The 12,555-nt window shown below is 39.8% G+C and carries 10 protein-coding genes; 4 read left to right on the top strand and 6 right to left on the bottom strand.

Annotated features, from left to right (window positions below):
* From ABD769_RS19770 to ABD769_RS19745, 6 genes are all read right to left on the bottom strand, one after another.
* Positions 1-1,806 carry a type VI secretion system Vgr family protein gene (locus ABD769_RS19770; protein WP_344853084.1) on the bottom strand — a complete coding sequence of 602 codons (1,806 nt, stop codon included), beginning with the start codon at positions 1,804-1,806 and terminating at the stop codon, positions 1-3.
* A gap of 35 nt (positions 1,807-1,841) precedes the next feature.
* Positions 1,842-2,558, bottom strand: coding sequence for a hypothetical protein (locus tag ABD769_RS19765; RefSeq protein WP_344853083.1), 717 nt, complete (start codon positions 2,556-2,558; stop codon positions 1,842-1,844).
* A gap of 6 nt (positions 2,559-2,564) precedes the next feature.
* Positions 2,565-3,140, bottom strand: a complete 576-nt coding sequence (locus ABD769_RS19760; RefSeq protein WP_344853082.1) for a hypothetical protein — start codon at positions 3,138-3,140, stop codon at positions 2,565-2,567.
* Positions 3,141-3,341: 201 nt separating this feature from the next.
* Positions 3,342-3,737: a type VI secretion system tube protein TssD gene (gene tssD, locus ABD769_RS19755; protein ID WP_344853081.1), complete on the bottom strand. Its 396-nt coding sequence runs from the start codon at positions 3,735-3,737 to the stop codon at positions 3,342-3,344.
* A 105-nt stretch (positions 3,738-3,842) separates the two neighbouring features.
* The gene (tssD, locus tag ABD769_RS19750; RefSeq protein WP_344852382.1) at positions 3,843-4,238 is read right to left on the bottom strand and encodes a type VI secretion system tube protein TssD; all 396 of its coding nucleotides are present in this window, start codon (positions 4,236-4,238) and stop codon (positions 3,843-3,845) included.
* Between the two features lie 486 nt (positions 4,239-4,724).
* The gene (locus ABD769_RS19745) at positions 4,725-6,167 is read right to left on the bottom strand and encodes an APC family permease (RefSeq protein ID WP_344853080.1); all 1,443 of its coding nucleotides are present in this window, start codon (positions 6,165-6,167) and stop codon (positions 4,725-4,727) included.
* Between the two features lie 302 nt (positions 6,168-6,469).
* On the opposite strand from ABD769_RS19745, the gene ABD769_RS19740 reads away from it, so the two are divergent.
* The 4 genes from ABD769_RS19740 (at position 6,470) to ABD769_RS19725 (ending at position 12,376) form a co-directional block, all read left to right on the top strand.
* The gene (locus ABD769_RS19740; protein ID WP_344853079.1) at positions 6,470-8,716 is read left to right on the top strand and encodes a sodium-translocating pyrophosphatase; all 2,247 of its coding nucleotides are present in this window, start codon (positions 6,470-6,472) and stop codon (positions 8,714-8,716) included.
* Positions 8,717-8,846: 130 nt separating this feature from the next.
* The gene (locus ABD769_RS19735; RefSeq protein WP_344853078.1) at positions 8,847-10,304 is read left to right on the top strand and encodes an amino acid permease; all 1,458 of its coding nucleotides are present in this window, start codon (positions 8,847-8,849) and stop codon (positions 10,302-10,304) included.
* Positions 10,305-10,380: 76 nt separating this feature from the next.
* Positions 10,381-11,730 carry a porin gene (locus tag ABD769_RS19730; RefSeq protein WP_344853077.1) on the top strand — a complete coding sequence of 450 codons (1,350 nt, stop codon included), beginning with the start codon at positions 10,381-10,383 and terminating at the stop codon, positions 11,728-11,730.
* Positions 11,731-11,809: 79 nt separating this feature from the next.
* Entirely contained in the window at positions 11,810-12,376 is a 567-nt protein-coding gene (locus ABD769_RS19725; RefSeq protein ID WP_025145664.1) for a MarC family protein, read from the top strand.
* Positions 12,377-12,555 lie beyond the last annotated feature (179 nt).

The raw sequence follows: 12,555 nt of genomic DNA, 5'->3' as shown, positions 1-12,555 counted from the left end.
TTAATTAATATCTACTTGACTACCATTTATCGTTTGTACCCCATCCGATTTTGAAAGAATTGTTGTTCCACTGGTTACTGAAATCCCCTCAGTTACAGATTCTTTCTTGGTTTTTCCATCAAAACTGTAATTGGTATAACCTGATTTACCTACAAATACACTAATCCCAGATTTATCGCCCCAATTGATGTTCACAGAGTTCTTCCCTTGAATATTAATGATTTCGCCGATAATATCAATCGTTCCATCTTTTTTCATCGTAATACTACTTAAACCCGTTTTAATTACGATCGTTTCAGCAGATTCTGCTGTAATCAGCCCCGGGCCATTTTCTATTTTTACAAAATTAGCTGCATTGGTACCCAGATTCAGTGCATGATTAAGATCATCAAAACTCAAACAGCTTCCCTTTCTCGATGTTAAGCCTTTGGTATTACTATTTTTAAAGCCACTGCTATCGCCGCTTTTGCCATGGTAAACACTACCCATTACAACGGGCCTGGCCACATTGCCTTCTTCAAAAGCAATCACCACCTGATCGCCTTTTTCGGGAATAACGTGGAACCCCCGATTTTTCCCGGTATCGCCGCTACCTGCATTGGGACTTACAACCCGCAGCCATTCTGTCGGGTCGTTGGTTTGGCATTCCCACTTAAATTTAACTTTAATCCGGCCCTGCCCCTGAGGATCATCATTATCTATCACATCCGCCAGCTGCATATCCGAGTGTGGCTTTTCGTAATTCCTAACCATGATACGCTCAGTGGTAGCCACCAAACCTTCGAAAGTATTGCTGTATTTACCTGTTCCATCTATCTGATGATTGATATTGGTAATCAGAAATTTACCGAGGCTTTCGGTTGCAAAAGCAAGCTCCTTTCTTACACTCATGGTAATTTCGGCAATGCTGCCAATGCTGAGAGAGGCATTATCGCCACCTGCATTTATCTTTAACAATTCGCTGATATGTGCTTTTTCTTCGTTTTCTACATGACTTTTTATGTCGCTGCCATTATCAACCCTGATTAAGGATGGCTGGTTAAAGGTTTTGCTGTACATTGTATTAGATGCCTTAATGGCATGCGCCAGATCTGGATTTCCATCTGCTTTGCCGGTACTTTCGCTATGCAGCATTTCATCCTGTTTAGGATTGTAGGCAAAACGCTTATATTTTATAGGCGAAACTTCCATGGCGTACTGCAGGTTATGTACATCACGACCGTAAAAAAGGGCTATTTCCTTTTGTTTATCGGGCTTTCCGAAATTAAGCTGTTTACCATCATAGTAGAACCATTCGTGATATTCGCCCGATAAGCGGTTAAGAAATGCGAAATCACTCTCACGGTATTGGATCAGATAATCGATTGCCGCTTTTCTGGAAGCATTGGTTACAATGGCCAAATCGTTAGCTGGGGTATCTTTTGTAGCCAATCTAACAATGGTATCCAGATCTTTATCTAAATATGACCCTAAATCTGGTCCGCGGTCTATTAAAATAGTAGGACTATATCCACTTACAATGAGTACGCCGTGATAGCCATGACTTTGTGAGAGTTCTACTTTTGTAACCAGTCCGGCAAAATGCTGCAGGTTTTCTGGCGAATGACCAAAAGAAGCGGTTAGGGTTTTGCCTACAAAATCGCGACTGTCATCCAAATTGATCAAACCGGGAGCACCCAACTGATCGTGGTTAAGATGTAGTTCGAAATAATGGTGCTGGTTAAAAGCCTGTAGCAGATTAAAAGATGCAAAGTGTGCAATTGCTGTATCTTCTATACTGATTTCTACGAGAAGTTTATTTTCCATAATGTATTCGTTAATTGTAGCCGTAGCGTTTTAAGCTACATAGTTTTATAAATGGCAATTTTATAAAGTCCCGGATAAAAATGCACTTCAAATGGCATACCAGCTGCATTTCTTTTGTGCGAAGCATCTATGGCTTTTTTAGTGTAGGGATGCACTTCTATGGTATTGCCTTTTTTCAGGTAGCCGTTGCCGATCATGGTATCGATATCGCCGGGCCGTACATGGATGCAACCATGCGATTCTGCCAGCTGGAAAATCCTTCCACTTGCAGTTGCAGCTTCATCAGGAGGTGTGGTATGGATAAAATCGCCCATTACCTGTTCCTTTCCATTCATTTTCCGATCATTGTTCAGGTCTTTGAAGTATTTAACCGAAACATGTCCAAAATCGTTAAACAGCCATTTGGTTGGTATAGGAGAATTAGGATAAAGGTTACGCTGATAGTTAAGTACAGCTTGGGTAACTTTTTTCTGATCGTTTTTATAAGCTCCCCACTGCGCATTTACATCTGTTAATTTTTTCCAGCTTCCCAGCTGTTTAATCATCACAATATTTCCGCTTATTTTTACTTCAGTTCCCCATGCTATACCCGACCATATGGCATAACGACCATAACTTACATGCTTTTCGATACTTTTAATTACAAACCTGCCGGTAGTTGTAGAAGTTTGCGCATGACCATCGCCCCCCATTTTTTCATTCGAAGGTCCGCCATGTGCATCATATTCTTTAATTTTTACAAGCGTATTCATTGATTATTATTTGTACTTTAAAACCTCAACCATAATCACGTGGGCGAGTTCTAGTTTTTCACCAGGGTTAAAAGTTAATTTCATAGCAGTATTGGCATCAACGTTTATCTTTACAGGTAGTGGCTGCTCTGTTGTGCCTATCGTTTGCTTTTCTTCCTCTATATTTCCAAAATGGTGGGTAAAATCATCAATAAGCAAAGAATCTGTGAGGAATTTTGGCACCAGTAATATTACTCCTGCTTTTACCATATTTTCTGTACCGTTATTCTGATAAGGCTGTACAATAACATTCTGATTATTATGCTGTTGTTCACCATTATAAATGGCCAGCGGCAGTTTACCTGTAAATTTCCTGTTTAATGATATTATGCCAGCCTCATTCAGCTTTGCCAAAGGGAGTTTAGTTACCGAATCTGTATAATTAAGGAATAACCGGGTAGTACTTTCACTCTTTTTATTTGCCAGGAGGACATTTTTATTTTTTGTACGATCTTCATTACAGCTTAAACAACAAATCAATATTAACGCACCAGTAATAGCAGGCAACAGCTTAAAACAAGAAGGTAAACGCATCTTTTCCATGTACAATAAAAATTAACCTAAAAACATCTCTGTTACCATTTAATACGCCAACTTACTGGCAACATGATGGTAAGTTTTATCATGACTCAAATCAATTGCCTTTTTGAGTAAAAAGGAACATTAATTTATACTTTACGGGAGATTTGAGACTTAACAGACGAATGTTTAGAACTCATCTAACTTTCGTCTGTTAAATAATAATTAAGCTTTTGGCCAGTCGTTTTCGTGTTCTGCATTGCCCAGCTTTAGTTTACGGGCAGATACTACGAAACTTAAAGTCATTGGTGTATTATCGTTTACCGCAATACCCTCGTTATACTGGATGATGTAACCATCTTCGAAAGACAGTTCTTTCATTTTTGAATCTTCTTCGCCTTTTTTGAAAACAATTGTTCCGGAAAGCGGCTTGTACTGGTTATTAACCATTGATTCGATTACTGAAGTATCTTCAGTTGATTCGATTTCGATGTGGATGGTACCACCATAAACACCTGACGATGGACGGCCTTTTGCGTCAACATCTCTATTTAATGAAAAGCTGCACTGTAGTACATCAAATTCTTTTGATCCTAAGTTTAAGCGGGTTTTGAATGCCATTGTAGTAAAGTTTTAATGTGGAAGATGAATTGCGGTGAGTGGTTGGCGATAAGCGCATAGAATGTGGCGTTTTATTGCCCTAAACCTTATGCCTTAAACCCCTCTTTAGGCTTTTGGCCAATCGTTAATGTGCTCGGCGTTGCCTAATTTAAGCTTGCGTGCTGAAATCTGGAATTTGAGCGTCATCGGGTGATCGCCAACAATGTTAATCCCTTCGGAATATTTAACAATGTAGCCGTCTTCGAAGTTAACTTCTTTCATTTTGGCATCTTCCTCCGATTTTTTAATCAGCAGGGTTCCTGTAATGGGTTTGTACTGGTTGTTTACCATCGCCTCGATAATTGAGGTATCTTCGGTTGATTCGATCTCAATGTCGATGGTACCGCCGTAAACTCCGGAAGAGGGTCTTCCTTTAGCATCTACATCACGGTTTAATGCATAGGCACAATGAAGTACATCGTACTCCTTGCCTGAAAAGTTTAATCTAGCTTTGAAAGCCATAGTTTTAAAATTTAAAGGTTATAAATTTGGTTAAGGCAGGCTAGCTACCGCCATTATCAAACCAAATATTAAGCCAATTATGCGATATACTATTCATTAACAAGTAGTAACGTTGGTGGAAAAAGAAAAAAATTGGCTGATTAATTGGCTCAGGATACATTAAAACTAACTTTATAGGTTTAATATATTGTTAATAATTTTTTAGGCTGCAAAATTAAACAGCTACAACTTTGAAAGGTTATGACTAAAAAATGATACGTTTAATACGTTTTATTCACTCAATTTCAGCACCCGCCGGTGTACGCTAAACCCGGTAGCAGCGGGCACGATCCCGATTTTTTCTATCGGGTGAGTAAAGCGGATAACGGGGCTTTCGGAACCGATTGAAACCAGACCTTGCTTTTCAAAAAAATTTTAAATTATTCTGGCATAAAAAAACCTCGCAGATTTAGAAACTTGCGAGGTTTAATATTAAACTAAAGTAACCTAAGGCTGCTGCTCTTTTTTATTGATGAAAAAATAAACAGGAAGCCCCAATAAAACAATAACCAGCCCCGGCCAGGTATATTGTTGCTTGTATATTAATAACAGAATGCAAAACGCTGCACCAATTAATAAGTAAATAACCGGTGTTATCGGATATAACCATGTTTTATAAGGTCTTTCCAAACCAGGCTGTTTTATCCTTAAATAAATAACGCCAAAAACCGTAATCATATAAAAGAGTACAATAACAAAAGAGATCATATCTAATAGGTTACCATACTGTCCGCTTAAACATAAAGCAGAAGCCCAGATGCCCTGCATCCAAAGTGATTTTTCCGGCACTCCGTTTTTATTGTTTTTAAGCGCTGCTTTAAAAAACATGCCGTCTTCTGCCATGCTCTGAAAAACCCTGGCACCAGCTAACACGATTCCGTTAACACAACCAAAGGTAGAAATCATCACCAGTACAGCAATTACAATGGTACCGATCCCGCTTCCAAAAATCTGCTCTGAAGCAACAACAGCTACCCGATCATTTAATGCAAAAGCAATACTATCACGGTTTAAGGTGTTGAGATATACAAAATTGACCAATAAATACAGAATCATTACTGCGGTGGTGCCCAAAACCATGGAACGCACTACATTTTTCCTGGGATTTTCGATTTCTCCTGAAACAAAAGTTACGTTTTCCCAGGCTACACTCGAAAATACCGAACCTACCATTGCAGCTGCAATGCCACCCATAATAGTTACTCCGGAAATAGATTCCCAGCCTGATTTCAGGAAATTCCCGCTAAAATCTGTTTTGAGGTTATTGAAAGCTTTCCACCCCAGCCCCATATTATCGTTCCAAAAATTGTTTTTCACAAGCAAAAAGCCTAAAATGATTAAGCCAATTAGAGCAACAATTTTAGATCCTGTAAAAATATTCTGCAGTATTTTACCACTTTCAACACCTTTTGTATTGATATAGGTAAGCAGCAGAATAACGCCAATGGCTAAAATCTGGATCCAGGTAATTTTATACCCGCCACTTTGAAAAATCGGCGCGGCATCGTTTAAGGCAGGTATTAAATAGGCAGTAAATTTACCAAAAGCAACGGCAACGGCAGCAATAGTACCTGTTTGAATCACTGTAAACAGCCCCCAACCATACAGGAATCCCATCATTTTGCCGAAAATTTCTTTCAGGTAAGTATATTGCCCACCCGCTTTAGGAAACATAGAAGAAAGTTCTCCGTAAGAAATTGCGGCAGCAACTGTCATTACGCCAGTGATTACCCAAACCACAATCAACCAGTAACCAGAACCTAAATTTCTCATGATATCGGCACTTACGATAAAAATACCGCTACCAATCATTGAGCCCATCACCAGCATTGTAGCATCGAAAAGGCTTAATTTTCTTTTAGAAGGTTCTCCTTCTTTTTGAATTTTCATTTTAGTTCTGTTTAGTTTGGGGCTAATTTATTTAAAAAAAAGAAATTGTAGGATATTATTTTACGATGACAAAATTTTATTCATACACCTTGTAAAATTTTAACCACAAGAATATTTTGTTATCTTGCTAGAGCGTTGCTAGCGAAGAGTTTGGAGCGATGAGCTTAGCGCCGGGCATTTGGCGACCAGCGCCGATTAACCGATTTAAACAATTAACCAGTTAACCAAATGACCAATGAATCAATGACCAATGACTATTGAACCAATAAACAACTAACCAAATATAAAACCAATTATTAACTATGGATTTTTTACAAAACAATTTAATTTACTGTATCCCGACTTTGGGCCTTGTCGGGATTATAGTTATGCTAATTAAAAGCGCCTGGGTAAATAAGCAGGATGCAGGCGATAAAAACATGCAGGAGCTTGCCGGCTATATTGCCGATGGTGCTATGGCCTTTTTAAAAGCTGAATGGAGGGTATTGAGCATTTTTGCTGTCTTTACAGCAGCGTTATTGGCTTATTCGGGAACAATTACAGAAATTAAAGGTATTCCGATGCATTCAAGCTGGATTATTTCCCTATCTTTTATTATCGGAGCAGTATTTTCTGCAACTGCAGGTTATATCGGTATGAAATCGGCCACTAAAGCCAATGTAAGAACTACACAGGCAGCCAGAACCAGCTTAAAACAAGCCTTAAAAGTTTCATTTACCGGAGGTACGGTAATGGGCTTAGGCGTGGCCGGATTGGCTGTTTTAGGTTTAGGTGGATTATTTATTGTGTTTTTACAGCTTTTCCATGTAACCAATGCCAATAGTGTAGAAATGAGAACTGCTATTGAGGTTTTAACCGGATTTTCTCTGGGAGCCGAATCAATCGCACTTTTTGCACGTGTTGGCGGTGGTATTTATACCAAAGCTGCCGATGTTGGTGCCGATTTAGTGGGTAAAGTAGAAGCCGGTATCCCCGAAGATGATGTACGTAACCCTGCAACTATTGCCGATAATGTTGGCGATAACGTAGGTGATGTGGCCGGTATGGGCGCCGATTTATTCGGTTCGTATGTGGCAACCATATTGGCTACGATGGTTTTAGGACAAGAAATTACGGTAACAGATAAATTCGGAGGCATGTCGCCTATACTTCTTCCAATGGTAATTTGTGGATTGGGGATTATATTTTCGATTATCGGAACCTGGTTCGTTACCATTAAGGATGAAAAATCGAGCGTGCAGAATGCATTGAACCTGGGTAACTGGTCGTCAATTGTGATCACAGCGGTAGCTTCATTTTTTATTGTGAAATGGATGTTACCGGAAACACTTAATCTTCGCGGTTATGAGTTCTCTAGTATAAATGTATTTTATGCCATTATTGTGGGTTTAGTGGTGGGGACCATGATGAGTATTGTTACCGAATATTTTACTGCAATGGGTAAAGGACCGGTAAATTCTATCATCCAGCAATCCTCAACCGGGCACGCCACCAATATTATTGCAGGTTTGGCAGTGGGTATGAAATCGACAGTGATCCCGATTTTGGTTCTGGCCGGAGGGATTATGGCCTCTTACCACTTTGCAGGTTTATATGGTGTGGCTATTGCCGCAGCTGGTATGATGGCCACCACGGCGATGCAGTTGGCAATTGATGCCTTTGGACCAATTGCCGATAACGCAGGCGGTATTGCAGAAATGAGCCAGTTACCGCCAGAAGTTCGCGAACGTACCGATAATTTAGATGCGGTTGGGAATACAACTGCTGCTACAGGTAAAGGTTTTGCCATTGCATCTGCTGCATTAACTTCGCTGGCTTTATTTGCTGCCTTCGTAGGAATTGCAGGCATTACAGCTATTGATATCTACAAGGCCCCTGTGCTTGCAGGCTTATTTGTGGGTGGAATGATTCCATTTATTTTCTCTGCTTTATGTATCCAGGCGGTTGGTAAAGCTGCTATGGACATGGTACAGGAAGTTCGCCGCCAGTTTAGGGAAATTCCGGGGATAATGGAATATAAGGCCAAACCGGAATACGAAAAATGTGTGGCCATTTCTACCAAAGCATCTATCCGCGAAATGATGATGCCGGGAGCCATTGCCTTAATTACGCCGATTATTGTAGGCTTTATCTTTGGCCCTGAGGTTTTAGGTGGTTTATTGGCCGGAGTAACCGTAACCGGCGTGTTGATGGGGATTTTTCAAAGCAATGCGGGCGGTGCCTGGGATAATGCCAAAAAATCTTTTGAGCAAGGTGTAATGATTAATGGCGAAATGCACTATAAAAAATCAGAACCACACAAGGCTTCTGTAACCGGCGATACGGTTGGCGATCCTTTTAAAGATACTTCCGGCCCTTCAATGAACATTTTGATTAAATTAATGTCTATTGTTTCACTGGTTATTGCTCCATACATCGCAGTTAAGGCAATTGCGGGCGAACACAAACAAGAAGTTAGGAAAGAAATCAGAATTGAACAAAAAACCGATGCTTCGGGCAGCATAAAAACCGATACTTTAATCAATACAACCGATACTTTAAGTCGTTAGTTGTAAAATCGCAGATATAATACAACTGAAAGGGGGATTTTAACAGAATCCCTTTTTCTTTTTGGTAATTTTTATTTAGGTTTACCGCTTATTATCATAAAATCAACAAACATAAAAGACTAAACAACTTATGAATCTAAAAAAGCCTATTGATGTGCTTATAGCAGAATCTGCTGAAAGCGGTGAAGGCACGCTGAAACGGACACTGAGTAGTACAAGCCTTGTTGCATTGGGCATTGGAGCTATTATTGGTGCAGGCTTATTCTCTTTAACCGGTATTGCTGCAGCTGATCACGCAGGACCTGCTGTAACTTTATCATTTGTACTGGCGGCTGTAGGCTGTGCTTTTGCAGGATTGTGTTATGCAGAATTTGCATCAATGATTCCTGTTGCAGGAAGTGCCTATACCTATTCTTATGCAACCATGGGTGAGTTCATGGCATGGGTAATTGGTTGGGATCTGGTTTTGGAATACGCTTTAGGGGCCGCAACCGTTGGCGTTTCATGGTCTGGATATTTTAATAAATTATTGCATGAGTTTGGCCTCGAAATGCCGCTCTACTTAACCAAATCATTTGCAGAAGTAGATGGTGGCGGAATCAATTTACCGGCTGTGGTGATTGTTTCTCTACTTTCATTGATGTTAATCCGCGGTACAAAAGAATCTGCAAGCCTTAACAACATTTTAGTAATTGTAAAAGTGGCTGTAGTAATTATTTTCATTGCACTGGGATGGAAATTTATTAATCCGGCTAACCACACGCCTTATATCCCTGCAAATACAGGTGTTAAAGGAGAATTTGGTATTTCGGGTATTGCAGCGGGCGCAGCATTGGTTTTCTTTGCATTTATCGGTTTCGACGCCGTTTCTACTGCAGCTCAGGAAGCAAAAAATCCACAAAAAGGTATGCCAATCGGTATATTGGGCTCGCTGGTAGTTTGTACGATATTATATGTGCTTTTTGCTCACGTAATGACAGGTTTAGTACCTTACACTGTTTTTAAAGGTGATGCTTCTCCTGCCGCTACCGCTTTTAAAGTTACCGGATACGGCTGGTTGCAAATGGGTTTAATTATTGCCATTTTAGCGGGTTACACTTCAGTAATACTGGTGATGCTAATGGGACAATCGAGGGTATTCTATACCATGTCTAAAGACGGATTGTTACCAAAATTCTTCAGCAACATCCATTCTAAATACAGAACACCTTTCAAAACCAACATCTTCTTTATGCTTTTTGTAAGCATTTTTGCTGGCTTTGTTCCTGTAACCGACTTAGGCCACATGGTTTCTATCGGTACATTATTCGCATTTTCACTGGTATGTATTGGTGTAATGTTATTACGCAAAACAGATCCTGACAGGCCTCGTCCTTTCAAAACACCATTTGTACCATTTGTGCCAATTATGGGTATCATTGTTTGTGTGTACTTAATGTCTTCACTTCCAATTGAAGCCTGGATCAGGTTAGCCATCTGGATGGCCTTGGGTGTGGCTATTTACTTCTTCTATGGCAAAAAGAACTCGGTTCTTGGAAACAGTGGCAGAGTGGTAAAACCAGTAGATCCTCCTAAACCAGAATTGTAAACAATTTAAATATTTTTGAAGCCTCAACGCAAGTTGGGGCTTTTTTTGTGTTAAATAATTGTTAATAAAACTACCTTTGCAAAAAATCGATAACATGAACCGCCATTCTACCGGATATAAAAAGGTAAATTTTCTGATCATTGCCTTTTTCCTGCTGTTTTCTTCAATAAGTTATGCGCAAAGAACTATTAATGATGTAATGGACTCTACAACGGTTAATCATTTACTCATTATTTCCAAAAAATATGGTTCATTATCGTTTAGCGGATATTTACAGCCACAGTTTCAAATGGCGCAATCAAATGGTACGCAGGCAGAATACCAGGGCGGAAATTTCGGCGAATTTACCAATAACCGGTTCAGGTTGAGAAGAGGCCGATTAAGGGCCGATTATATGTTGTTAACAGACGATGGTGCTCCATCAACCTATTTTGTACTGCAGTTCGACGGTACAGAACAAGGCGTTGCCGTAAGAGATTTCTGGGGCCGTTATTATGAAAACAAATGGAAGATTTTAGCGGTTACTCTAGGGCTTTCCGGCCGTCCCTTCGGGAATGAACTTCAGTTATCATCTTCGGTAAGAGAGGCACCTGAACGTGGCCGGATGTCGCAGATTTTAATGAAAACTGAGCGCGACCTGGGGGTTACCTTTACCTTAAATCCCCGCTGGAAAGATGCCACACTTAAAAACATTGTGCTGGATTTTGGTATTTACAACGGTCAGGGTCTGGCTGGTCCTGCAGAATTTGATAACAGCAAGGATTTCATCTTCAGACTAAGCCATAAAACCTATGCTTTTAATAATTTTACCATTGCGGGCGGCATCAGCACCTTACAGGGTGGTTTAAATCATCGTTTGCCTGTAAGTTATAAAATGGACAAAATTAACGATCAATGGAACATGGTTAAAGATTCGTCGGCCGCCACCATTAATAAAGTTGCTCCACGCAGGTATTATGGTGCCGATATTCAGCTGGCTACCAAAACCAAAAGCTGGAAATCTGAACTTCGGGCAGAGGTTGTTTCAGGACTGCAAACCGGAACTTCTACCAATTCTACCACCCCGGGCTCCTACCCTGTTGATAATAAATCGATCGCCCTTCCTTATTATACCCGAACATTTAACGGTGCCTACCTCACCTTTGTACAAACCCTGAACAGTACCGATAACCAGATTATTTTAAAATATGATTGGTACGATCCAAATTCGAAAGTGAAGGGAATGGATATTAGCAGCGCTAAAGGACTTTCACCGGCAGATGTCCGTTTTGATACTTTTGGCTTTGGTTTTTTACATCACTTTAATACACATTTTAAAGCTGTATTGTATTACGATATTATCAGAAATGAGGCTACCCAGATTCAGGATTATACGGCTGACCGGAAAGATAATGTGCTCACTTTAAGAACACAATTCTATTTCTAATAAATAATTTTACAATTGAGGATTTGATACAAATTCCGCTACCTTTGCTTAAAATTGTCCTGCTATGAAATTCGATTTTATGAAGTTCAACTTAAGCCAGATCCTGTCGACAACGATGGTGCTCTTTGCAATTATCGATATTTTGGGGGCCATTCCGGTGGTAATCGAGCTGCGTAGAAAAGCTGGCCATATCGAATCAGAAAAGGCATCTCTGGTGGCCACAGGTTTAATGATCCTCTTTTTATTTCTTGGAGAATCTTTACTTAAAGTAATTGGTTTGGACGTAGAATCTTTTGCTATTGCAGGTTCTTTTGTGATCTTTTTTATTGCCATGGAAATGGTTTTAGGACTCACTATTTTTAAAGAAGAAGCACCAGAAACCGTTTCTATCGTTCCGTTAGCTTTTCCCTTAATTGCCGGAGCGGGAACCATGACCACCCTGCTTTCGTTAAAAACAGAATACCATACACAAAATATTTTAGTGGGGATTATCCTCAATATGCTTTTTGTTTATTTCGTATTGAAAAACACCAACAGACTGGAAAAACTTTTCGGAAAATCGGGTTTAAATATCTTGCGTAAAGCTTTTGGGGTAATTTTACTCGCCATTGCCATTAAGCTGTTCAGAAATAATACAGGACTTTAGAAGATGGAAAATGTGAGATGGAAAATGGATGATGTATAATGTAAAATTAGCCAGTTCGTCATTTCGACTGTAGCGCAGCGGAATGGAGAAATCTAATTAATAACGTCGTTGTATTTTTCTCTCGCGGTAGCAATGACCATTTTACTATAAATGACAATCCACTCACCAAACTGTAACAA

Source organism: Pedobacter jeongneungensis (assembly GCF_039538295.1).
GTDB lineage: Bacteria > Bacteroidota > Bacteroidia > Sphingobacteriales > Sphingobacteriaceae > Pedobacter > Pedobacter jeongneungensis.
Note: the sequence above shows the minus strand (reverse complement) of the source record. Positions and strands in the feature narration are given on the sequence as shown.

Coding starts and splice junctions, on each gene's coding strand:
- ABD769_RS19770 (WP_344853084.1), bottom strand. CDS start 1,806: ATGGAAAATAAACTTCTCGTAGAAATCAGTATAGAAGATACAGCAATT.
- ABD769_RS19765 (WP_344853083.1), bottom strand. CDS start 2,558: ATGAATACGCTTGTAAAAATTAAAGAATATGATGCACATGGCGGACCT.
- ABD769_RS19760 (WP_344853082.1), bottom strand. CDS start 3,140: ATGGAAAAGATGCGTTTACCTTCTTGTTTTAAGCTGTTGCCTGCTATT.
- tssD (WP_344853081.1), bottom strand. CDS start 3,737: ATGGCATTCAAAACCCGCTTAAACTTAGGATCAAAAGAATTTGATGTA.
- tssD (WP_344852382.1), bottom strand. CDS start 4,238: ATGGCTTTCAAAGCTAGATTAAACTTTTCAGGCAAGGAGTACGATGTA.
- ABD769_RS19745 (WP_344853080.1), bottom strand. CDS start 6,167: ATGAAAATTCAAAAAGAAGGAGAACCTTCTAAAAGAAAATTAAGCCTT.
- ABD769_RS19740 (WP_344853079.1), top strand. CDS start 6,470: ATGGATTTTTTACAAAACAATTTAATTTACTGTATCCCGACTTTGGGC.
- ABD769_RS19735 (WP_344853078.1), top strand. CDS start 8,847: ATGAATCTAAAAAAGCCTATTGATGTGCTTATAGCAGAATCTGCTGAA.
- ABD769_RS19725 (WP_025145664.1), top strand. CDS start 11,810: ATGAAGTTCAACTTAAGCCAGATCCTGTCGACAACGATGGTGCTCTTT.